Here is a 23,589-nt window from a genome sequence, read left to right as displayed (position 1 = left end):
CCCGTTCGCCACTCGCCACCAGGGTTGCCCCCGTGCTGCCGTTCGACTTGCATGTGTAAGGCATGCCGCCAGCGTTCAATCTGAGCCAGGATCAAACTCTTCAGTTCAATGCCTGTTACTGTTTTCTATTCTTGCGAATAGGTCGCTCACTCAACGTACTGACAAGTTCCTCCCATCTTCCCTTTTACAGAAAGACGCTCAAAACCTACCTTAATACTAGTGTGAGACTTGATACTTTCGCTTCACGGCAACATCTCCCGAGTTACCCCGGAAAACACCACCACGCTTAAAGCCAAGCACCAAGCGCCCACACTTATCGGCTGTTAGTTTTTAAAGAACATTCGCTATCCACCGCACGATCCCTACCCTCAGAACCCTGCCGCTTTCGCGTCGCTGCATCTGCAGCACAGAAACGAGATTATGAAGAATCTTTTTCTCCTTGTCAACAAGTTTGTGAGCGTTTGCTTTCAAACTTACCGACTTTGGAGGCCACCTGTTTCTTTAGCGGCCCTCGTTGCGAAACGAGGAGACGAATAATAGGCGATGGCACCCACTAAGGCAAGGACATCTTCAAACTATTTTCGGGAAAGTCCTAACGGCCCTTCCCAAGCCCCATTTCGTCGATGGGAACAGCTTCCGACATGGCCGAATAACCCGCATCGCTCGGATGGATATGGTCGCCGCTGTCATAGCGTCGCTGGAGACGGTCCGGATGGGCCGGATCCCGGAGCGCCAGGTCAAAGTCGATCACACCATCGAAAGCATGGCTTGAGCGGATCGAATTGTTCACCGCCGTCCTGATCGCCTCGCGCTCCTGAGGCAGCGAGGCCGGTGTCAAGGTTGCACCGTAGATCCGGACCCCGCGCTGGTGAGCCTGCGCAATCAGCCGTTGATACCCGCGCAACAGCGAATCGGCTGTTACAGGCGTATGCGGATCGTCGCAATCCAGGCCGGCGTGGGGGGGCATCGCGGGGAAATTGATATCGTTGATGCCGATCAGCAGGATCACCGCGCGCACCCCGGGCTGGCGCAACGCGTCGCGGTCGAACCGGTTCAAAAGCGCATCGCCGTAGCACGGCGATGCGCTCAACAGGCGATTACCGCTGATTCCAGCATTTACGACCGCGGTCCCGTCGATGCCCTTTTGCGTCAGCCGGCGCGCCAACGCATCCGGCCAGCGGCGGTTCGCGTTTGGCGTGGAGCGCATGCCGTCGGTGATGGAGTCACCGATTGCTACCAGCGCCCGCGCCGGTGCGGCATCGACGGAAACGCTCGTCAGCCACACAAATTGCGTGAAGCGGGTGCGAAACGCGGCGGCGTCGGTATCGGAGGAATGGTTGCCTGGCGTCGATACGTAATTCGTCTGGTTCGCCACCCGATGCCACGCGGCCATCTTTTGATCCGCTCCCATATAGGTGCTGACGGCGAGCGGCTGGTGGGCGGCGACGTCGAAGGCGATCGGGTCACTGTCCATCTGGCCACCGGGCGCGATGGTCACGCCCGCCTTGCCGGCGAACGTCACAGGACGGCTAGTGCCCGCCCGGATCGCGGCCGCGCCGCCGGACACGGAGCGCGCCACTTGCACGTCCTCGATCACCAGCGGCGCAGTGCCGTATACATTGCTGAAGCGCAGCCGAACGTGCCGGCCATCGATGGCTGGATACACTATCTGCCGGACCGTCCGGCCGCCAATTTCAGGCGCGCGATACAGCGCCGGCAAATCCGCCCGCTGCGGAATTGACTGTAACGCCATGCCCCAGGCGCTGACCCAGTGTTCAGCCGGCGCGTCGTCGGCGAGAGCGCGGGTGGATGGCAGCAGAGAAGCAAACAGCGTCGCGGCGGCAACGGCAGAAAGGGCGCGAAGGTTCATCGGGGAACGAGTGTTTTCGAGGGAAAAAACGATTGTGCCTGAACAGGCAAACCAGGCGCTTACAGTTCAGCGGATGATTCCCGGCGATGGACGGGCGGCTTGACCCGAACTTCTGGCATGGCTTCCGGAACTGGCACAGGGCAGTTGTTCGCAGACCCGCAGACGTGGAACTCACCGTAACGCAATCGAATGAGCGCCGGCGTTCTCCGGCAGTAAATGTGCAAACGGACCTGCTTTTCACGCCGGTCGACATCCCATGATTCGATTCCCAAGCGCATCCCCGAACGCCTTTTGTCGTCGAAAGTCGGACCATTTTGTGAAAAGCCCTCAGAATGTCGGCATTCCGCCTCGCGGTTCTCACTTTGTCCGGTACTTATTCAGCATGCATTCCAAAACTTCTCCCAGCACCAGCGCCGCGCCCTCCCAGATCCAATGGGAGGAAAAAGGCGAAAACCATTCGGCGCTCTGGCACTCGGAAAGCGGAATCGCACCGCCCAAACGCGTAGTGATCGGCGATGACCAGATGACCGCCGACTCCGCCTATCGGCTCGCTTGCGAAGGTACGGCAATTCTCTGGCGCGGCGATTTCCAAAATGCACGCCAGTTGTTGCAGGCGGTTGCACGACGCATCGAAACGCGGCCGAAAAAGTCCGCCAAAGCGAAAACAAAGGAGCGCAGCGCCGCCCCCGATGCGCCGCCGGCCGCGCCGCCCGCCCCTGCCGAGGCATTCAATTTGCATCGGCTCGCCCAGTCCCAGCGGGCGCGCACGCTCGGCATGCTGCTATTGCCGCTGGACGCCGAATACGCCATTCCGCTGCGCCGTGCGCCCGTCGTGAAAGAGGCGTGTGAAGAGGCTTACGGTGCGGCAGCGGGCGAGTCGGTTGTGTCGCTGCGTGAGGTGCTCGGGCTGGTCGGCGCGCACGAGTGGCGCAAAAAGGGCGTAGACGTCGAGGCACTCGGCGCGCGGATTCATCCCTACTATGGCGTGTTTTCTCCGGTGCGCGGCGAGTACATCAAGCTGATCGCGGATCAGCCTTTGCCATCGAAGGAACTGGCTTTCGATATTGGCACCGGCACGGGCGTGCTCGCCGCCTTGTTGGCTCAGCGCGGCGTGAAGCGCGTGATTGCGACGGAAATCGACACCCGGGCGCTAGCCTGCGCACGCGAAAACATCGAATTATTGGGGTACGACCAGCAAGTAAAGGTGGTCGAGGCCGACCTGTTTCCGGAAGGCCGCGCACCGTTGATCGTCTGTAATCCGCCGTGGCTGCCGGCACGCCCCAGTTCGGCTATTGAACACGCAATCTACGATCCGGAAAGCCGCATGCTGCGCGGATTCCTAGACGGCCTCGCTGCCCATCTGACGCCGGGCGGCGAAGGCTGGCTGATTCTTTCCGATATAGCGGAACATCTTGGCCTGCGAACGCGTGCTGAATTCCAGGAGTGGGTCGACCGCGCGGGCTTGAAGACGGACGGCCGGATGGATATTCGTCCGCAGCATCCTCGTGCCGCCGATAAAACCGATCCGCTCTATCACGCGCGTTCGGCCGAGATCACGTCGCTGTGGCGTCTTGTGCCTGCTTGAGTTTTTTCTCTGGCGCTGGCGCTCAGGCGGGCTTGGCGCCCGTCTTCACATAAGCCAGCGCCGCTTCGCCCGCTATCAAACCGCTCGCGAAACATGCCGTGAGCAGATAACCGCCCGTCGGCGCTTCCCAATCCAGCATCTCGCCCGCGCAGAAAACGCCGGGCACTGCATCGAGCATCAGATGCGAATCGAGTGATTCGAACGTCACGCCGCCGGCACTGCTGATCGCTTCGGCGATCGGCCTCGGACGCCTCACAGTCAACGGCAACGCCTTGATACGCTGAGCGAGGCGCGTGGTATCGGAGAATTCTTCGCGGTTCAGAACCTCTCGCAACAAACCCGCCTTCGCGCCCGTCAGGTTCAGACGGCTCTGCAAATGGCTCGACATGGAACGAGCGCCGCGTGGATGCGTCACTTCATCGAGAACACGCTGCGACGTCAATGCCGGCAAGAGATCAAGCAAAAACGTGCCGTCCCCGGAAGCCAGACGATCGCGAATGCGCGCGGACATCGCGTAGATCAGACTGCCTTCAATGCCTGTTGACGTCAGCAAACACTCACCCGTGCGCCAGTCCATACCGCCGTCGTCCCGCGGCAAACCGATCGCCACGGCTTTCAACGGCTCGCCGGCGAAACGGCTACTGAAGTGCCCGCTCCAGTCGATATCAAAGCCACAGTTGGACGGCACGAACGGCGACACGCCGACGTTGCGCGCTTCCAGGTGAGAAATCCACGCGGCGTCCGAGCCAAGTCGTGGCCAACTCGCCCCGCCGAGCGCGAGCACGACAGCATCGGCTTCGACCGAGCGCTCGCCGTCCGGCGTAGCGAACCGCAAAAGGGGTGAAGCTTCGTCACCCCAGCCATGCCACTTATGCCGCATATGGAACCGTACGCCCGACCCGCGTAGCCGATGCAACCAGGCACGTAGCATCGGCGCGGCTTTCATGTCGGTGGGAAATACGCGGCCCGAGCTGCCGACGAAGGTTTCCACGCCCAATCCGTGAACCCACGCGCGCAACGCGGTGGCATCGAAACGGCGCAGCAGTGGTTCAATTTGTGTCCGGCGCTCTGCATAACGCGAGAGGAACAGTTCGGCGGGTTCCGAATGCGTGAGATTCATGCCGCCCTTGCCAGCCATCAGAAATTTGCGGCCGATCGACGGCATGGCGTCAAAAAGGTCCACTTCGATGCCGCCTGCCGCCAGCGCTTCCGCCGCCATCAAGCCAGCAGGGCCTCCACCGATAACGGCAACGCGCGCGCGATGAGTTTCTGAGAAGGAGGACAGTGACGGCATGCGGGGGGAGACGATTGGAAGTGAAGTCGCATTGTCGCATTCGGCATCGAGGAACCGTGAGCTGTCCCGGGCTGGCGCCGGGGCCGAACTGAGTGCGCCGCATCTCCCGCTGCATAATCCGGCGAGGGCGGTAAAAACAAGGAGATGTCGATGCAAATCGATTGGTCGAGCATCCGTTCCGGTCAGGCCGACGCGCTGCATGACGCAGTGGTCGAGATGTCTGGCTGGATGATTCCGCTCGAATTGGAACCTTGCGTCGATTATTTTCTGCTCGCGAAAGATGCGCCATGCTGTCCGGGCTGCGCGCCAACGGATCCGCGGTCGAGCATCGAAGTGATTGGCGTTTCATTGATGCAGGTGCAGGACGGGCCGGTGACGATTCGCGGACGGCTGCGCCGTTTGATCGATGATCCGGCAGGGTGGCGTTATCAACTCATCGATGCGTGTGTGTCCAGCCAAGACAGGCCAACCAGCCGGCGAGCGTTCCTGGCGTCGACTGCTGCATTGGGTTTGGTGGCCTGCGCCCGTGGCCGTTTCGCCGGATATACCGACAATCCGGACGCACAGGCTACCGCTCAAAGCTGGCGCTCGACCGGCGCGTTGACGATGGACATGCACAGCCACGCCGGCCGGGTGACCATCTCCCGCGATCCGTCGATTGGCGCCGGCCGCCCTTTCGCCCCGCTCGCCGCGCCCATGCGCAGCGGCGGCATGAACGTGGTCACGCTGGCGATCGTCACGGATACCTGGGTCACACGAGTATCGGCGGATCGCAAGCGTTTCGAAGCGTACCGGCCGCCTGCGCCCGGCGAACTGTACGCGCTCGGGCAAACCGAATTTGCGCGGGTGCATGCGTTGATCGAGCGGGAGCAATTGAATGTCATCACCAGCAGCGCGTCGCTGAAAACACAAGCGAACACTGGGCCGAGCGCGATCATCGCTTCAGAAGGGGGCGATTTTCTCGAGGGGCAACTGGATCGAGTAGATGAGGCGTACACGCAGCACCAGTTGCGCCACCTGCAATTGGTGCACTACCGCATCAACGAACTCGGCGATATCCAGACCGAACAGCCTCAACACGGTGGTTTGACGGATTTCGGCGCGCAAGTGGTCCGGCGATGCAACGACCTTGGGATCGTTGTCGATGTCGCGCACGGCACATTCGATCTGGTCAACCGGGCGGCGTCGGTGTCGTCGAAACCGCTGGTCTTGTCTCACACGGCGCTGTCCGCGCATCCCGGCAGCCGGAGCAGGCTGATCAACCCTGACCACGCCCGCGCCGTCGCTGATACGGGCGGCGTGATTGGTATCTGGCCAAGTTCAGGAACATTCCGGGATTTGCAGGGCATGGCAGAAGGCGTCAAGCGAATGGCCGATCTGGTCGGCGTCGACCATGTTGGCATGGGCACTGACATGCTGGGCTTTATTTCTCCGCCGGTTTTCACTCACTACGGTCAGTTGCCGGACTTCGCGAACCAGCTCCTTGCCGCAGGATTCTCGAACGAAGAGACAGGGAAGATTCTGGGGGGAAATTACAGGCGGGTGTTTGAAGCGAGCGTTGGGTAGATGGCGGAGGGATCGATGAACGCTCGACCTCAGACCTTATCGCATTGGTCATTACCCGCCTCGCTGATAAAAAACCGCATTTATTGTCTGAGCATCAAGCCCAAGTCAGTTATTGCCGCCTCAAAGGTCTCCTACTCAGGGTAACAAACGCCTCCCGTCCTCACCTCCTCACGACCATCTCAAAAAATAACTATTAACCGACCGGACGGTCGGCTTATAATTGCGCCACAGTGACTTCCTAGAGCGAGCGATCGTCATGTACACGCAATCCCTCGATATCCCCGGCAACGTGCAGTCCATCGATCCGGCGTCCACATCGCCGGAACTCACTCGTTTCGACGCCGTGATGGCCGCCGACGGCAAGATCGAACCGCAGGACTGGATGCCCGAGGCTTATCGAAAGACGCTGGTCCGCCAGATCTCGCAGCACGCGCATTCGGAAATCGTCGGCATGTTGCCCGAAGGCAACTGGATTTCGCGCGCGCCGAGCCTGAAGCGCAAGGCGATCCTGCTCGCGAAGGTGCAGGACGAAGGCGGCCACGGACTGTATCTATATAGCGCGGCGGAAACCATGGGCGTGTCGCGAGACCAGCTCGTCGATGCCCTGCACGCCGGTCGAGCCAAGTATTCGAGCATTTTCAATTACCCGACGCCCACGTGGGCGGATGTCGGCGTGATCGGCTGGCTGGTGGACGGCGCGGCGATCATGAATCAGATCCCGCTCTGCCGCTGCACGTACGGTCCCTATGCGCGCGCCATGATCCGCATCTGCAAGGAAGAGTCGTTCCATCAACGGCAAGGTTTCGACGCGCTGCTCTCCATGATGAAGGGCACGCAAGCCCAGAAGGAAATGGTCCAACAGGCGGTGGATCGCTGGTGGTGGCCGGTGCTGATGATGTTCGGTCCGAGCGACAAGGATTCCATCCACAGTGGCCAGTCGTTCAAATGGGGCATCAAGCGGATATCGAATGATGATTTGCGGCAGAAATTCGTCGATGCCACCGTCGAGCAAGCGAAGATTCTCGGCGTCACGCTGCCTGACCCCGACCTCAAATGGAATGAAGAACGGCAAGCGCACGACTACGGCGAAATCGACTGGGAAGAATTCTGGCGGGTCGTGAACGGTGACGGTCCGTGCAACAAGGAACGCCTCGCGACGCGAGTTAAAGCACACGACGACGGCCAATGGGTTCGCGATGCCGCCCTCGCCTACGCCGCCAAACAAGCCGCGCGTGCGCAAAAGCAAGCTGCATAAAGGAGCGACAAATGAACAACGAATGGCCGATCTGGGAAGTGTTCGTGCGCAGCAAGCAGGGCCTTGACCACAAGCACTGCGGCAGCTTGCACGCGCCGGACGCACCGGGAGCGCTGCGCATGGCACGCGATGTTTATACGCGTCGTCAGGAAGGCGTGAGCATCTGGGTGGTGCCGTCGGCGGCAATCACCGCCTCCGATCCCGCCGATAAAGCCGAGTTCTTCGACCCGGCCGGCGACAAGATCTACCGTCACCCCACGTTCTTCGTGCTGCCCGACGAAATCAACCACATGTGACTCGAAGGTCCAGCCATGACGACGCCCCAACACCTGTCCTACGTGCTGCGCCTCGCCGATAACGCATTGATCCTCGGCCAGCGCAACGGCGAATGGTGCGGACACGGTCCGGTGCTCGAGGAAGATATCGCGCTGGCCAATATCAGCCTCGATCTGATCGGCCAGGCGCGATTGCTTTACTCGCACGCGGCCACGCTCGATGCCGAACTTTACGGCACGAAGAAAACCGAAGATGACTACGCGTATTTCCGCAACGAACGTGATTTCCGCAATTACACGCTGACCGAGTTGCCGCACGCAGGGCCGTTATCGGGCACGGCGCGTTCAGATCGCGACTACGCGGTGACGGTCGTGCGCAACTTCCTTTATTCCACGCTGATGGCGCATCTCTGGACAGCGCTCACGCAATCGACGGACGCGCAACTCGCGGCAATCGCGTCGAAGTCGATCAAGGAAACGCGATATCACCTGAATCACGCGAGCGACTGGCTGCTTCGTTTCGGCGATGGCACCGAGGAATCGCATCGTCGGGCTCAGTCCGCGGTGGATTACCTGATGCCGTACACGCGCGAGTTTTTCAGCACCGATGACGTGGAAACGAGCATCGCCGATGCGGGTATCGGTCCGCTGACTACTGATCTGGAAAGCGCGTGGCGCGAGGACGTGGACGCAACGCTTGCGCAAGCCACGCTGCAAAAACCCGCCGACGCCAAACACGTGACCACCGGCAAGTTCGGCGAGCACTCCGAGCACATGGGTTTCCTGCTCGCGGAATTGCAAAGCCTCGCGCGGCAGCATCCGGGCGCGAGCTGGTGAACTCGATGACGACCACCGCCGAAGCCTCGCTAGAACGCGTTTGGGAAGTGCTGGACGCCGTGCCAGACCCGGAAATTCCGGTGGTATCCCTACGTGAGCTAGGCATTCTCCGCGATGTCCGCCGCGCCGCCGACGACACATTGGAAATCGTCATTACGCCCACGTATTCGGGCTGCCCGGCGATGTACCAGATTGCGGAAGACATTGGCGCGGCACTGAACGAGGCGGGCTTCGAGAACCATCGCATCGAAACAGTTCTGGCGCCGGCATGGACCACCGACTGGATGACGGACGCAGCCCGCGACAAGCTCAGGCAATACGGCATCGCTCCGCCAATGGGCAATTGCGGTTCAGCCGAACACGCGCCGCAAGAACGGCCCATCCGCTTCGTGCCACGCGTCGTGGACAAACCGGCTTGTCCGCGCTGCGGTTCATCGCATACCGAACGCCTGGCCCAATTCGGCTCGACCGCGTGCAAGGCGCTGTATCGCTGCATGGATTGCCGCGAGCCGTTCGACTACTTCAAACCGTACTGAAAACGACCATGGCGACTCCGCAATTCCACTCGCTGCGCATCCGCGACGTCCGTCCCGAAACCGCCGACGCCGTCACGGTTTCCTTCGATGTCCCCGAAACCCTGCGTGACGCATTTCGCTTTACGCAAGGCCAGTTCGTCACGTTGAAGACGCATATCGACGGTGAGGAAACGCGGCGCTCATATTCCATTTGCGTCGGCGTGACCGATTACGACCGCGATGGCGAATTGCGTATCGGCATCAAGCGCGTGCGAGGTGGCCGCTTCTCGAACTTCGCCTTCGATACGCTGAAGCCCGGCCACGAAATTGAGGTCATGACGCCCGACGGCCGCTTTTTCACGCACCTGAACACTGATCACGTGAAGCATTACGTGGCGTTCTCGGGCGGCTCGGGCATCACGCCCGTGCTCGCGATCATCAAGACAACCCTGGAAACGGAGCCGACCAGCCGTTTCACGCTGATCTACGGCAATCGCAGCGTTGACGCGATCATGTTTGCGGAAGAACTGGAAGACCTGAAGAACCGCTTCATGAGCCGGTTCTCGCTGTATCACGTGTTATCGGACGATTTGCAGGATGTCGAGTTGTTCAACGGCGTGCTGAACCAGGAAAAGTGCGCGGCTTTCCTGGAGGCGCTCGTTCCCGCCGATGAAATCGACGAAGCCTTCATTTGTGGTCCCGGCCCGATGATGGACGCCGCTGAGGCTGCGCTGAAAAGCGCGGGCGTGCCGCCCAAGCAGGTCCACGTGGAGCGGTTCGGCACGCCGTTGCCGCAAGCAGGCGTGCCGGCAATCGAAATCACCGACGACACCCCGGCGGCGGATCTTGAACTCATCATCGATGGAAAAAAACGCAAGCTGCGCCTGCCGTATCAGGGCGTGAGCGTGCTCGACGTCGGGCTGAAAGCCGGGCTTGCGCTGCCCTATGCCTGCAAGGGAGGCGTGTGCTGCACGTGCCGTGCGAAGGTGCTGGAAGGCGAGGTGCGCATGGAAAAGAACTACACGCTGGAGCAGCATGAGATTGACGCGGGTTTCGTCCTCACCTGCCAGTGCCACCCGATTTCGGATCGCGTGGTTGTGAGCTATGACGAACGTTGAACGCCGGGTTGGCGGATCGCGCTGATTCGATTCGCTTACACTAGGGGTCGCCCGTTCCCAATGCGGTGTGCCGCGCCTCGTCGCCGCACTCGCCGCGCACGGGCGGCCTACTTACGTTTGCGGTCACCGTTACTGATGAGCACCATTCACGTTACCAACGGCGACCACGCCGCCGAGATTCTGCGCGAAGCCCTGCAAACAGCGGCCCGCGACGAACGCGTCATCCCGCTGAAGGACGACCTCGCGGTCGGCCAATTGAGGGGCATAGACGACAACCCGGAAGCCCGGGCGCTGTTCTGGCAGCAGGTGCTGAACGAACATAAGTTCGACTTCATATCGAAGCTCAAGGAACAGGACGCGCTCCTGCGCGACCTCGCGCAGGAGCGCGGACAGGTCGTGATCTGGCACGGCCAGAGCGCCAGTGACCAGTTGACGCTGCGGCGAGTGGCCTACACGCTGCGCAACGCGCCGCAGCGCTTGAACGAAGCCAAGTTCACCCATGAAGACCTGCCCCTCGTCACCGCTGACGACGGCACGCAGCAGCGCCGCGGTCGTGAAGACGGTGCGACGGCAGTTGGCATGTTTACGGTGGCCGAACTGGGCGCCAAGCTGCCGACGGCCGCGCCCATTTCGATGTTGCGCATCAGCCGTCTTGCGCTGGAATGGCAGGAAGTAAAGCAGATCAACAGCGAAACTCGCCGATGGCGGGACAACACATTCATTTCCGGTACCTATTCAGATGTCGATGAAACCATCCTCCAGATAGCCAGCGACGGCTGGCAGGAAGCGCGCCGGCTCGCCGGCCGGGTGATGGGCACGAGCTTCGGCTTTCTGGTCAGCGATTCCATCGCGTTCTGGCGTTGTCGCGAACTCGTCGCGGCGGGCAAACTGGAGATTCGTGGCGATCCCGCCAAGATAGCCGAGGCCAAACTTCGTCGCGCCACGCATTAGAATCCCCGATCGACCCAGCAATTCTCCGAGACTCAATGGCCCGTACAAGAGCGCCTGACCACGACACGCAACGCGAGCAGATTCTCGAACTCGCCGCCGCCAAATTTGCGCAGACCAGCTACCCGAGCACATCGATGGCCGATCTCGCCGCGGCCAGCGGCACCTCCAAAGCGCGGCTTTATCACTACTACGCCAGCAAGGAAGCCATCCTTTTCGACCTGCTCGACCGATACACGAAGCGGTTGATGCTGATCATCGCGGAAGTGGAGGGAGCAAGCCAACGGCGCGGATTGACGGAGCGCGAGGCGTTCGCCGAACTGATTCGCGCGTTCCTCGCCGAGTACGAAACGTCCCATAGCCGGCACGTTGCGTTGCTTAACGACGTCAAATATCTCGAAGATACGCAGCGTGAAATCGTGCTGGAACGCCAACGCGGCATTGTCGCGGCGTTCGCCCGGCAACTTGCACGTGCGTATCCGAAGCGGGCGACGAAAGAGAACCAGACCGCGCTGACCATGATGGTGTTCGGCATGATCAACTGGACCTTCACGTGGCTTAAACCAGACGGGAAACTGGGTTATCGCGAGTTCGCGGAGCAGGTCGTGGGCGTCATCGAGCACGGGATGAACGTCGATAGCTAAGTAAAATGGTGCGATGCGTCATTTCGTCATCACAATACCGTCCGATCTGCGCCACATGACTTAAACCACTGTTTATAAACATATTTTGTTGTCATTACATAAAAATTAGATGGGATACTCCACAGTGTATTACGGGTTTTCCCTAGTACTCTCACCGTGATTCGGCTAAAATTCGTTTTGCGACGCACCATGTCGCGCGACGAATCAAGGAGCCACCATCGTGAACATGCCTTTCAACCGCCACACTGCATCGATCTTCGCAGCAGCCGATCGTTCGCAAACGGCTGCCGGTCGTTCGCCCGTTCTCGTCCGTGAGTTGTCCTCGAGCGACCGCGAGCGTCTGCTCAAACACTTCCTCGCTCTCAATGAAGACGACCGGCTCCTGCGCTTTGGCCAGATCGTGCCGGATCGTGTGATTGAAAACTACGTCGCGAATATCGATTTTTCACGCGATACGGTTTTTGGTGTCTTCGACGAACAGTTGAACGTAGTTGGCGTCGGCCACTTGGCCTATCTGCCGGCCGAAGGCGACAAGCGCACGGCGGAGTTCGGTGTGTCGGTGCTGGAAAGCGCGCGTGGCAAAGGCGTGGGTAGCCGCTTGTTCGAGCGCGCCGCTATCCGCAGCCGCAACACGCACGTTTCAATGCTGTACATGCATTGTTTGTCACGCAACTCGACCATGATGCACATTGCGAAGAAGTCGGGAATGAAGATCGAATATGCGTATGGCGAAGCCGACGCTTATCTGTCGCTCACGCCCGCCGACCAAGGCAGCATTCTCACGGAGATGTTGCAGGAGCAGGCAGCGGTCTTCGATTACGCGGTGAAGCGCCAAGCGCGCCGGGCATCGCAAATGTTTCAGGCGTTCATGCCTACTGCCGACGCGGCCTGATCGGGACCCTGAGTCCTGATTCCCGGGCACGCATCAGCAAGCATGCGCAAAAGCACGAAAGGCGGCGAAAGCCGCCTTTTTTGCGTCTGGCGGTTTTGGATCGATCCCTCGGCGCGAAAACCTAACGAATTGGCAGCGCCGTCGTTTCCTTGAAGCGCTCAAGCGAGAAGCTGCTTTTAACGTCGATCACGGATGGATGGTGCAGCAACTCGTCCTGCATGAAGCGCGAAAAGTGCTCCATGTCTTCCACCTGGACGCGCAGCAGATAGTCCATGTCACCGGTCATGGCGTCGCAGGCCACGACTTCCGGCCACGCGCGCACGGCTTCGCGGAACCGGTCGGCGTGCGTCGGCGGGTTTTTCATCCCCGCTGATACCGGCGTGCCACCGCGTTTTTCCAGACGCACGTTCACGTAGGCGAGCAGCCCAAGTCCGAGAAGACGCGGCTCAAGCAGCGCGACATAACCGCGGATCACGCCCTCTTCCTCCAGCCGCCGAATTCGCCGCAAGCAGGGACTTGGCGAGAGGTTCACCTGATCGGCGATATCCTGGTTCGACAGCCGCCCGTTCACCTGAAGAATGGCGAGAATTTTCCGATCGATGGCATCGAGTTCAACTTGAGCCATTTTCTGCCTCCAATAGCCATGCTGACGGCATGAACGTGCGCTATCGTAGTTACACGCGATTTAATTCGCAAGTATCCACCGCGCTTCCGTCGATAAACTTTGTCCCAATAACCCGCCGACCAATCATCGAATCATCCTCAGGGTTCAGGAGACAGAGCATGCAGGCAACGACTTGGGACAACCCCGTTGGCACGGATGGTTTTGAATTCATCGAATACACGGCGCCCGATCCCGTGGCGCTTGGGCAGTTGTTCGAGCAAATGGGGTTCACCGCGATTGCCCGCCATCGTCACAAGAAGGTGACGCTGTATCGGCAAGGCGAGATCAATTTTCTGGTCAACGCCGAGCCTGATTCCTTCGCGCAGCGGTTCGCGCGCCTTCACGGCCCATCGATTTGCGCGATCGCATTCCGTGTCGCCGATGCGGGCAAGGCGTACAAACGCGCGCTCGATCTCGGCGCGTGGGGCTTCGATAACAAGACCGGCCCAATGGAACTGAACATTCCGGCCATCAAGGGCATTGGCGATTCGCTGATTTACTTCGTGGACCGCTGGCGCGGCAAGAATGGCGCGCAGCAGGGCAGCATCGGCGACATCAGCATCTACGACGTCGACTTCGAACCTATTCCCGGCGCCGAGCAAAATCCGGTCGGTCACGGACTGACCTACATCGACCATTTGACTCACAACGTTCATCGCGGACGGATGATCGAATGGGCCGAGTTCTACGAGCGCTTGTTCAATTTCCGCGAGGCGCGATACTTCGATATTGAAGGCAAGGTGACCGCGGTCAAGTCGAAAGCGATGAGTTCGCCGTGCGGCAAGATCCGCATCCCGATCAACGAGGAAGGCTCGGATACGTCGGGGCAGATCCAGGAATACCTCGACGCTTACCACGGCGAAGGTATCCAGCACATTGCGCTCGGCAGCGACGATATCTGCAGCACCGTCGACAATTTGCGCAGCGCCAAAATCGCGCTGCTGGACACCATCGACACGTATTACGAACTCGTCGAGCGGCGCGTGCCGAATCATGGCGAATCGGTGGCGGAACTGCGCAAACGCAAGATCCTGATCGATGGCGTACGGGACGAAATCCTGCTGCAGATTTTCACGGAAAACCAGATCGGCCCGATCTTCTTCGAGATCATTCAGCGCAAGGGCAATCAAGGGTTCGGCGAAGGCAACTTCAAGGCGCTGTTCGAATCGATTGAACTCGACCAGATCCGGCGTGGCGTGGTGAAGGACACGAGCGCCAGCTAAAACGTGCGGTGTAAATAAAAATGCCGGGGATCAAAACGATCCTCGGCATTTTTTTTGTTCATTTGCGATTGGGAACATCGCGGGTGATTGCGTTTGCCCGATTGACGACAAGCGCGGAATTCACGACGCCGGCTGGTTGGAGTTCAGCGGCTCCTCACGCATCCAAACCTTCAAGCGTCAGCGTCGTCCTTGTTTTCCGCTGTCTGCTTACTTGAAACCTGTTCGACCCGTACCTGCGAAATTCGCGGTATACCGGAGATCATTGCCTCAGATCCAGCCGGGCTGCCAACGCGAACCGGCGCGTTCATGGCGAAAAATGCTGCGGAAACCATCAAAAAACTTTGGATGTATCGTTGTTTCACTACTTTCTCCTTCAACTGCGTGCATCGGTGTGTCCAGCAATCGTGCTCGTCGTGTCGGCCAAGCCGATACAAATGCGCAACGATCGGGGGTTTGAATACCCTCGACGCGAGCGGTTCCCCGCCGCGCCCGAAATCCGGCCGTTTTTACACGTCGTAACACCTGTGCGATGTTGAAATTACTTTTCAGCGGGTTTTTACCAGTGCTGAAAAAAAGTCAAACCGGGCACACTCAGAATCCCGGCCGACGCGTCCACAAGACACGAAGGCCCTAAAGTGCTTTGGTGATCCCAAACGTTGGCGGAGAGACCCCACAATGAATGCCCCCCTTGACGCGGAACAACAAGCTTCCCTAGAAGCCGCGCTGAATTCCGTCACTCTCGACGACAAATACACCCTGGAACGCGGTCGCGCGTACATGAGCGGCATACAGGCGCTGGTTCGGCTGCCGATGCTGCAACAACAACGCGATCATGCCGCGGGACTCAATACCGCCGGTTTCATTTCCGGCTATCGCGGTTCTCCGCTTGGCGCGCTCGATCAACATCTGTGGAAAGCGAAGAAACATCTCGCCTCGCATGAGATCGTGTTCCAGCCCGGCGTGAATGAAGACCTCGCGGCCACCGCCGTGTGGGGTTCGCAGCAGGTCAATCTTTATCCCAGCGCCAAATACGACGGTGTGTTCTCGATGTGGTACGGCAAAGGGCCGGGCGTCGACCGAACCGGCGATGTGTTCAAGCATGGCAATTCAGCGGGTTCATCGGCGCATGGCGGGGTGCTCGTCCTCGCCGGCGACGATCACGCCGCCAAATCCTCCACGCTTGCACATCAGTCCGAACACATCTTCAAGGCGTGCGGGCTGCCGGTGCTGTTTCCGTCGAATGTGCAGGAATACTTGGACTTCGGCCTGCATGGCTGGGCGATGAGCCGTTACTCCGGCCTTTGGGTCGCGATGAAATGCGTGACGGACGTAGTGGAATCATCGGCTTCTGTCGATATTGACCCGCACCGCACGCAAATTGTCCTGCCAACCGATTTCGCGATGCCCGATGGCGGCCTCAACATCCGCTGGCCTGATCCGCCGCTGGTTCAGGAAGCGCGGCTGCTCGACTACAAATGGTACGCGGCGCTCGCCTATGTGCGCGCGAACAAGCTGGACAGGATCGAGATTGAGTCGCCGCATGCGCGCTTTGGCATCATGACCGCGGGCAAGGCTTATCTCGATGTGCGTCAGGCTTTGAGCGATCTCGGTCTCGACGATGAAACCTGCGCGCGCATCGGCATTCGTTTGTACAAGGTCGGTTGCGTGTGGCCGCTCGAGGCACAAGGCGCGCATGCGTTCGCGCACGGCCTGCAGGAGATTCTGGTTGTAGAAGAAAAACGCCAGATTCTCGAATACGCGATCAAGGAAGAGCTTTATAACTGGCCCGATGCACAACGGCCGCGCGTGTTCGGCAAGTTCGACGAGAAGGACGGCGCAGGCGGCGAATGGTCCGTGCCGATGGGCAATTGGTTGCTACCGGCGCACTACGAACTCTCGCCGGCGATTATCGCCAAGGCGATTGCCACGCGGCTCGACAAGTTCGATCTCCCTTCCGATGTCCGCGCACGCATCGCGACGCGTATCGCGGTGATCGAAGCGAAGGAAAAAGCGCTGGCGCGACCGCGCGTTGAAGCGGAACGCAAGCCGTGGTTCTGCTCGGGCTGTCCGCACAATACATCGACGAACGTGCCTGAAGGTTCGCGCGCGCTTGCCGGTATCGGTTGCCACTATATGACGGTCTGGATGGACCGCAGCACGAGTACGTTCAGCCAGATGGGCGGTGAAGGTGTGGCGTGGATCGGCCAGGCGCCGTTCTCCAACGACAAACACGTGTTCGCCAATCTCGGCGACGGCACGTACTTCCACTCGGGGCTGCTCGCGATCCGCGCAGCGATCGCGTCGAAGAACAACATCACGTACAAGATCCTCTACAACGACGCCGTCGCGATGACCGGCGGGCAACCTGTAGACGGCGTGCTCACCGTGCCGCAGATCACGCATCAACTGGCGGCCGAAGGCGCGACGAAGATCGTGATCGTCACCGATGAACCCGAGAAATATCAGGCGAACGTGGGGCTGGCGCCGGGTATCGATGTATTTCATCGCGACAAGCTCGATGAAGTTCAGCGCGCGCTACGTGAGATTACCGGCACGACCATCCTGATTTACGACCAGACGTGCGCGACGGAAAAACGTCGACGCAGGAAACGCGGCGCGTACCCCGATCCGGCGAAGCGCGTGGTCATCAATGAAGCTGTATGCGAAGGCTGCGGTGATTGCTCGGTGAAATCGAATTGCCTGTCAGTCGAACCGCTCGACACCGAATACGGCACAAAACGGCAGATCAACCAATCGACCTGCAACAAGGATTACTCGTGCGTGAACGGCTTCTGCCCGAGCTTCGTCACGGTTGAAGGCGGACAACTGCGCAAGCCGAAGGTATCGAGTATTTCCGGCGACGCGATGCCCCCCGTCCCAATGCCCGAACTGCCGTTGATTGACCGGCCATATGGCATTTTGGTCACTGGCGTGGGCGGCACGGGCGTGGTCACGATCGGCGCGTTGCTCGGCATGGCGTCGCACCTCGAGCAAAAGGGCGTGACGGTGCTCGATGTCACCGGTCTCGCGCAAAAAGGCGGCGCGGTGATGAGCCACGTGCAAATCGCCACGCATCCTGGCGATATCCACGCGACGCGCATCGCGATGGGCGAAGCGGATCTCGTGATCGGCTGCGATCCGATCGTCACCGCCAGCGACGAGTGCGGCTCGCGCATGCAACCGGGCCATACACGCGTGGTGGTCAACAGCGCTGAAACGCCAACTGCTGAGTTCATCAAGAACCCCAACTGGCGCTTCCCCGGCGCAAGCGCGGAAGCCGATATCCGCACGGCCGCGGGCGAGCATGTTGCACTCGTCGATGCGAATCGCTTCGCTGTCGCGCTACTCGGCGATGCCATCTATACGAACCCGTTTGTGTTGGGTTTCGCGTGGCAACGCGGCTGGGTACCGTTGCGGCACGAATCGTTGATTCGCGCTATCGAACTGAATGCGGTGCAGGTCGAGAAAAACCTGGCGGCGTTCGAATGGGGTCGGCACGCAGCTCACGATCTCGAGGGCGTCACGCGGCTTGTCAAGGCGCAGGGTCGCGCAGGGGTATCGTCTGGATTGGAAGGTGGCAGCAAGATCATCGCGCTGCATACGCCGAAGGCGCTGGACACGTTGATTGAAAAGCGCATCGCCTATCTCGCCGACTACCAGAACGAAGCGTACGCCGCGCGTTACGCCCGGCTCGTGGCTGAAGTGCGTAAGGCGGAAGCGGCGCTCGGCCAATCGTTCGGTGACAGCCCGTACGCGTTGACCGAAGCTGTCGCGAAAAATCTGCACAAGCTGATGGCGTACAAGGACGAGTATGAAGTCGCGCGCCTTTACGCCGATCCGGCATTCGTGGAACGGTTGAAGGGCAGCTTCGAAGGTGACTGGAAAGTGAAATTCCACCTCGCGCCGCCCATGCTCTCGAAGAAGGACGCGCACGGTCATCTGATCAAAAAGCAGTATGGCCCGTGGGTCTTATCCGCTATGAAGGTTTTGGCGAAGATGAAGTTCCTGCGCGGTACGTCATTCGATATCTTCGGCAAGACCGAAGAACGGAAGATGGAACGGACGCTTATCGCGGACTACGAGGCGCTGGTGAAGGAGTTGATTGGTGGATTGACGGCGGAGAAGTTGCCGCTGGCGATAGAACTGGCAAGCCTGCCAGACTCGATGCGCGGTTATGGTCACGTGAAGGATAACAACGTCAACGCAGCGCGTGTGAAGTGGAATGCGTTGCTGGCGAAATGGCGCGCGCCGGCTGGCGGAGAAACCCGGCAAGTGGCCTAAGTCTGTTCACGCAACGCATGACAAAACGCCCGATGAATTTTCATCGGGCGTTTTGCTTTCCAAGGCTCGACCAATTGGCCACTAAGCCACTCGACGCGCACCGTAGTACCGATGGGTCCAATAGGCGCTTTTCATCGATTCGATGCGAACGAATGCACCTTTCTTCGGCGCGTGAATAAACTGATTCTCACCGACGTAAATGCCGACGTGCGTCGCTGTACCGCGAGGCGTATTAAAGAATACGAGGTCACCGGGATGCAAATCCGTTTGAGCGATCGCCACGCCTTGACGGCTGATCTGGGACGAAACCCGCGGCAATAAAATGCCCGTAGCCTTCTCGTAGACATAACGTACGAAGCCGCTGCAATCGAGTCCTTGCGCCGGCGTATTGCCGCCCCACGTGTAAGGGACGCCAATCATCGTCTCAGCCTTTTTCAGGACGTCCGAAAGTTTGGCGCTAGGCACAGTCCCCGCGACCTCTTGTTCCTGCGCGGGCGACAGCTGATTCCGGGCAGGGTCATAAAGCAATGCATCGCCATCGAGGGAAACAGGCTCCCTGACTTCAACGCCGCCCGCCACCACATGCTTATTGCTCGCGAGATCCAGTGCCGGTGATAGTGCCAGTGCCTGCGCTAGTGACTGCGCCGGTGACCGTGCCGATGCCGGAGCCGACGTAAATACCGATGGCCGTGCCAACAAGCTCGCCAAATCCGGAGTCGATGCTGATGCCGGAGCGGATGCCGCAGCGACTATCAACCCGCTGACCACTGTCATTAACTGGGCCGAATGCTTTTTCCGCAATCCAGTGCTGGCACGTATGCCTGACGCCTGCCGATGCGCGCCACGAGACAGATCGTTTTTCATTTCAATCCGCCTCATTTCAACGACCACAAGCGCAGATCGGTCGCTAGCGCCGTCTTCAACGGAGCCGCTAAAGGAATACCGCACTTTCGCTCGAAAAGCTTGTAACCGGCGTCCGCTTTTTCACTGACGGGTTCACGCTTGATGGAGACCTCGTTCAAAACCGTTTTATATTTCCTTTTCATGATTTATACGCATTCCTAATATATTGATTGATTTTCAAAATTACGGCGGATTCAACATATTTCGGAACCGCACCCTTTACAAACGCCTGGCCAACAGCGAAGCCGCCTAAGCTTTCCTCTATTCGTATTTTATTGGGAGTCTATGAGAATACTCATAGGCGCAATCCCAAAGAAACCATCGAACACGAGATACGATCTGTTTAACGCAGACGACCGCCGTAATCGTGAAAAAAAGCGATCCGAAAATCCGGATCGCCCTTCTCACTGAATGAAACAACGAGTTTTAGAACTCGTAGCCCGCTTGAGCGCGCACGCCAGCGTCACCGTTTTGCGTGACCGACGCCGCCCCGTTCACCAACCGCTTGCCGTTTTCCGATCGATACGTCACGCCGGCAGCAAGCGCGTTGTAGCCCTTGTAGTTAGCCGCGCCTGCACTTACGACTGTCTTGCCCGGTGAGCTGGGTATCAGGTTCGGCATTGCCATGGCTGCTGCAACGCCACCCGGTGCGGCGCGACTTAACGACGTAATGCTTGTGCTCACGTCTCACGCAAGGCGTTCAACTGGTTCACGTTTGTCGCGTCCGTACCGTTCACGCCTGGCGCTACGTTCGTCACGCGGCGCTCGTTGCCTGCCGATCCGACAGACACCGTGTTCGCTTCATTGGCGACTGAATTTGCGCTGTTCCAGAATTTCGCGCCGAGCAAAAAAAACGGCGATCCGTCCAAGACGAATCGCCGTTCACTGACGCACTTAATTCCGTCAGGATGACGTATCAATTGTTAAAAAGGTAACGCGCCTACTTGCCAACCCGCGCATTCGCCGACGCCACCGCCGTCATATTGATGATCCGTCGCACGGTCGCGGCCGGCGTCAAGATATGCACCGGCTTGTCGGCACCAAGCAAGAACGGCCCAACCGTCACCCCTTCACCGCTCACCATCTTGAGCAGGTTATACGTGATGTTCGCCGCTTCCACGTTCGGCATGATCAGCAGATTCGCCTCACCCGTCAGCTTCGACGCCGGGAACGCAGCCTTGCGCACGACCTCCGACAACGCGGCATCGCCGTGCATCTCACCATCCACTTCCAGATCCGGCGCGCGCTCCGCGATCAGCTTGCGAGCCTCGGCCATGCGCTTCGATGAAGCCGTCGGCACGCTGCCGAAGTTCGAGTTCGATAGCAACGCGACCTTCGGTGCAATCCCGAACTTCTCGATTTCACGCGCCGCCAGGATGGTCATATCGGCGAGTTGCGTGGGCGTTGGGACCTCGTTGACGTAGGTATCGCTGATGAAGAGGTTGCGTCCCTGCAGCATCAGCAGGTTCATCGCGGCGAAGTTCTCCACGCCTTCCGCTTTCCCCAACACTTGCTCGATGAATTTGAGATGATCGTGATACGTGTCGATCATGCCGCAGATCATGCCGTCGGCATCGCCGAGACGCACCAGGATCGCGCCGATCAACGTATTGAACTTGCGCAGCGCGGCCTTCGCGTTGTCCGGCGTGACGCCTTCCCGTGCAGCGATGTTGTGATATTCCTGCCAGCACTTCTGGTAACGCGGATCGTCTTCCGGATTCACGATCTCGAAATCGGTACCGGGTTTGAGCTTCGAGCCCATCTTCTGCAAGCGCATTTCCACCACCGCCGGCCGCCCGATAATGATCGGCTTCGCGATCTTCTCCAGCAGCACGAATTGCGCGGCGCGCAGCACGCGCTCGTCTTCGCCCTCGGCGAACACAATGCGCGCCGGCGCCGACTTGGCTGCGGCGAATACCGGCCGCATCACCATGCCCGTGCGATACACCGTTGTGCCCAGCTCCTCGCGATACGCGTCCATGTCGTGGATCGGACGTGTCGCCACGCCCGAATCCATCGCTGCCTGTGCGACGGCCGGCGCGATCTTGATGATCAGGCGCGGATCAAACGGCTTCGGAATCAGGTAGTCCGGACCAAACTCAAGCGAATGACCTTCATAGGCTTTCGCGACTTCATCGCCTTGATCGGTTTCTTCGGCCAGTTCCGCGATCGCGCGCACGCATGCGAGCTTCATCTCTTCGGTGATCGTGGTCGCGCCCACATCCAGCGCGCCGCGGAAGATGAACGGGAAGCACAGCACGTTGTTGACCTGGTTTGGATAGTCCGAACGGCCAGTGGCAATGATCGCGTCCGGGCGCACCTTCTTCGCTTCTTCCGGGCGGATTTCCGGCTCGGGATTGGCAAGCGCCAAGATCAGCGGCTGCGTGCCCATGACCTTGACCATTTCCGGCTTGAGCACGCCGGCGCTGGAGCAGCCGAGGAACACGTCGGCTTTGTCGATGGCATCGGCGAGCGTGCGATCGGTCGTATTCGCGGCGTACCGTTCCTTCGACGGATCCAGATTGCCGCGTCCTTCGAAGATCACGCCTTTCGAATCGCAGACCAGGACGTTCGACTTCTTGAGCCCGAGGTGGACGAGCAAATCGAGACACGCGATAGCCGCAGCGCCCGCGCCGGAACAGACCAGCTTCACTTCGTCCAGCTTCTTGCCGACCACTTTCAGGCCGTTGAGAATCGCCGCCGATGCAATGATCGCCGTGCCGTGCTGGTCGTCATGGAAGACGGGAATCTTCATGCGCTCGCGCAACTTCTTCTCAATGTAGAAGCACTCCGGCGCCTTGATGTCTTCCAGGTTAATGCCGCCGAGCGTGGGTTCGAGCATCGCGATGGCATCGACGAGCTTGTCCGGATCGGTTTCAGCGAGCTCGATGTCGAACACGTCGATACCCGCAAACTTCTTGAAGAGACAGCCCTTGCCTTCCATCACTGGCTTGGCGGCGAGCGGCCCAATGTTGCCGAGCCCGAGCACAGCCGTGCCGTTGGTCACCACGCCGACCAGATTGCCGCGAGAGGTGTATTTCTGAGCGTTGAGCGGGTCGTCGAAGATTGCCATGCAGGCAGCCGCCACGCCCGGTGAGTAAGCCAGCGACAAGTCCAACTGGTTGGACAGGGGCTTGGTCGGCGTGACCGAGATCTTGCCGGGCTTTGGGTACTGGTGATATGCGAGGGCGCTGAGCTTCAGTTGTTCGTCCATGATTGACCTGAGACGTTTAGGAAAAGAGTTGGAAAATGGGCGAAATCGAGGGCTGGGACACTGCACTACGAACGGTCAAATCTCGTTTACAGATCAAATGGATTTTGGCCGCCCGGCCGGTCTTGATGACGCCGTGCGATGGCTATGGCGCATCGGAGACAAGCGCGTGTGTGCGCCGACAGTGAAACACCTGGCCGTAGCATTTTTCGGGGATAAATAGTGTACACCGCGCGTTAAAATTGACGCGCAGCACCATTTCCGACAGAAAGAGCGCGTCGGCACGCCAAAGCGCTTGCACTGATTGCTCGGCAAGTTTCGCAATAACAAGACAATTCCGGCCAGAAAGGCTGTTTCGCTTTTCGTCCGTGCCCGTCCACGTCTTGTCAGTCGGGTAAAATCCTGGCCTACGCGCGCACCGAATGCGCTCGACATCTGCTCGACTGGACACTACCGCTGCGCCAGGCGCCATTGGCCGCCGTCGCTTGATTGCCGGCCAAAACGGGCC

Annotated in this window: 18 protein-coding genes, 1 rRNA gene and 1 pseudogene; 12 read left to right on the top strand and 8 right to left on the bottom strand. The window is 59.6% G+C overall.

Features of this window, described 5'->3' with window-relative positions:
• Both BSU04_RS41955 and BSU04_RS41950 read right to left on the bottom strand, forming a co-directional pair.
• Positions 1-107 (bottom strand): 16S ribosomal RNA (locus BSU04_RS41955); the annotation flags it as partial.
• A gap of 485 nt (positions 108-592) precedes the next feature.
• Positions 593-1,870, bottom strand: coding sequence for an SGNH/GDSL hydrolase family protein (locus BSU04_RS41950; RefSeq protein ID WP_089166081.1), 1,278 nt, complete (start codon positions 1,868-1,870; stop codon positions 593-595).
• 382 nt (positions 1,871-2,252) lie between these two features.
• Between BSU04_RS41950 and BSU04_RS41945 the strand changes: the two genes are divergently transcribed.
• On the top strand, positions 2,253-3,455 hold the full coding sequence (locus BSU04_RS41945; RefSeq protein ID WP_089166080.1) for a methyltransferase: 1,203 nt from the start codon (positions 2,253-2,255) through the stop codon (positions 3,453-3,455).
• Positions 3,456-3,477: 22 nt separating this feature from the next.
• Here BSU04_RS41945 and BSU04_RS41940 read toward each other — a convergent pair whose 3' ends face one another.
• Positions 3,478-4,749, bottom strand: coding sequence for a TIGR03862 family flavoprotein (locus BSU04_RS41940; protein ID WP_089166079.1), 1,272 nt, complete (start codon positions 4,747-4,749; stop codon positions 3,478-3,480).
• Positions 4,750-4,899: 150 nt separating this feature from the next.
• Here BSU04_RS41940 and BSU04_RS41935 point away from each other — a divergent pair, with 150 nt between their 5' ends.
• The 9 genes from BSU04_RS41935 (at position 4,900) to BSU04_RS41895 (ending at position 12,799) form a co-directional block, all read left to right on the top strand.
• Positions 4,900-6,315 carry a dipeptidase gene (locus tag BSU04_RS41935; RefSeq protein WP_089166078.1) on the top strand — a complete coding sequence of 472 codons (1,416 nt, stop codon included), beginning with the start codon at positions 4,900-4,902 and terminating at the stop codon, positions 6,313-6,315.
• A 256-nt stretch (positions 6,316-6,571) separates the two neighbouring features.
• Positions 6,572-7,570 carry a 1,2-phenylacetyl-CoA epoxidase subunit PaaA gene (gene paaA / locus BSU04_RS41930; RefSeq protein WP_089166077.1) on the top strand — a complete coding sequence of 333 codons (999 nt, stop codon included), beginning with the start codon at positions 6,572-6,574 and terminating at the stop codon, positions 7,568-7,570.
• Between the two features lie 11 nt (positions 7,571-7,581).
• Positions 7,582-7,866 carry a 1,2-phenylacetyl-CoA epoxidase subunit PaaB gene (gene paaB, locus BSU04_RS41925; protein WP_031360504.1) on the top strand — a complete coding sequence of 95 codons (285 nt, stop codon included), beginning with the start codon at positions 7,582-7,584 and terminating at the stop codon, positions 7,864-7,866.
• Between the two features lie 15 nt (positions 7,867-7,881).
• Positions 7,882-8,682 (top strand): 1,2-phenylacetyl-CoA epoxidase subunit PaaC, encoded by an 801-nt coding sequence (gene paaC / locus BSU04_RS41920; protein ID WP_089166076.1) that lies wholly within the window; start codon positions 7,882-7,884, stop codon positions 8,680-8,682.
• A 5-nt stretch (positions 8,683-8,687) separates the two neighbouring features.
• Positions 8,688-9,218 carry a 1,2-phenylacetyl-CoA epoxidase subunit PaaD gene (gene paaD, locus BSU04_RS41915; protein WP_089166075.1) on the top strand — a complete coding sequence of 177 codons (531 nt, stop codon included), beginning with the start codon at positions 8,688-8,690 and terminating at the stop codon, positions 9,216-9,218.
• A gap of 8 nt (positions 9,219-9,226) precedes the next feature.
• Positions 9,227-10,315 (top strand): 1,2-phenylacetyl-CoA epoxidase subunit PaaE, encoded by a 1,089-nt coding sequence (paaE, locus tag BSU04_RS41910; protein ID WP_089166074.1) that lies wholly within the window; start codon positions 9,227-9,229, stop codon positions 10,313-10,315.
• A gap of 135 nt (positions 10,316-10,450) precedes the next feature.
• On the top strand, positions 10,451-11,266 hold the full coding sequence (locus tag BSU04_RS41905; protein WP_089166073.1) for a DUF1835 domain-containing protein: 816 nt from the start codon (positions 10,451-10,453) through the stop codon (positions 11,264-11,266).
• Between the two features lie 35 nt (positions 11,267-11,301).
• Positions 11,302-11,907 carry a TetR/AcrR family transcriptional regulator gene (locus BSU04_RS41900; RefSeq protein WP_089166072.1) on the top strand — a complete coding sequence of 202 codons (606 nt, stop codon included), beginning with the start codon at positions 11,302-11,304 and terminating at the stop codon, positions 11,905-11,907.
• A gap of 226 nt (positions 11,908-12,133) precedes the next feature.
• On the top strand, positions 12,134-12,799 hold the full coding sequence (locus BSU04_RS41895; RefSeq protein WP_089166071.1) for a GNAT family N-acetyltransferase: 666 nt from the start codon (positions 12,134-12,136) through the stop codon (positions 12,797-12,799).
• Positions 12,800-12,920: 121 nt separating this feature from the next.
• Here the strand turns inward: BSU04_RS41895 and BSU04_RS41890 are convergent, their stop codons facing one another.
• Positions 12,921-13,424, bottom strand: a complete 504-nt coding sequence (locus BSU04_RS41890; protein ID WP_089166070.1) for an Lrp/AsnC family transcriptional regulator — start codon at positions 13,422-13,424, stop codon at positions 12,921-12,923.
• A 158-nt stretch (positions 13,425-13,582) separates the two neighbouring features.
• Here BSU04_RS41890 and hppD point away from each other — a divergent pair, with 158 nt between their 5' ends.
• Positions 13,583-14,686: a 4-hydroxyphenylpyruvate dioxygenase gene (gene hppD / locus BSU04_RS41885; protein ID WP_089166069.1), complete on the top strand. Its 1,104-nt coding sequence runs from the start codon at positions 13,583-13,585 to the stop codon at positions 14,684-14,686.
• A gap of 170 nt (positions 14,687-14,856) precedes the next feature.
• On the opposite strand, the gene BSU04_RS41880 is transcribed toward hppD, so the two are convergent.
• A complete protein-coding gene (locus BSU04_RS41880) occupies positions 14,857-15,048 on the bottom strand; it encodes a hypothetical protein (protein WP_089166068.1) in 192 nt (63 codons plus the stop codon).
• 313 nt (positions 15,049-15,361) lie between these two features.
• Here BSU04_RS41880 and BSU04_RS41875 point away from each other — a divergent pair, with 313 nt between their 5' ends.
• Complete coding sequence (locus BSU04_RS41875; protein WP_089166067.1) at positions 15,362-18,967, top strand: indolepyruvate ferredoxin oxidoreductase family protein; 3,606 nt, start codon at positions 15,362-15,364, stop codon at positions 18,965-18,967.
• A gap of 81 nt (positions 18,968-19,048) precedes the next feature.
• On the opposite strand, the gene BSU04_RS41870 is transcribed toward BSU04_RS41875, so the two are convergent.
• From BSU04_RS41870 to BSU04_RS41860, 3 genes and pseudogenes are all read right to left on the bottom strand, one after another.
• A complete protein-coding gene (locus tag BSU04_RS41870) occupies positions 19,049-19,831 on the bottom strand; it encodes a C40 family peptidase (protein WP_179258620.1) in 783 nt (260 codons plus the stop codon).
• Positions 19,832-20,296: 465 nt separating this feature from the next.
• A pseudogene (locus BSU04_RS48410) lies at positions 20,297-20,688 on the bottom strand (YadA family autotransporter adhesin); the annotation flags it as partial.
• Positions 20,689-20,810: 122 nt separating this feature from the next.
• Entirely contained in the window at positions 20,811-23,084 is a 2,274-nt protein-coding gene (locus tag BSU04_RS41860; protein WP_089166065.1) for an NADP-dependent malic enzyme, read from the bottom strand.
• Positions 23,085-23,589: the final 505 nt, after the last annotated feature.

The sequence above is a fragment of the Caballeronia sordidicola genome (assembly GCF_002220365.1).
Taxonomy (GTDB): Bacteria; Pseudomonadota; Gammaproteobacteria; order Burkholderiales; family Burkholderiaceae; genus Caballeronia; species Caballeronia sordidicola_C.
The sequence above is the reverse complement of the archived record's forward strand: the minus strand, read 5'-3'. Positions and strand labels throughout refer to the sequence as shown.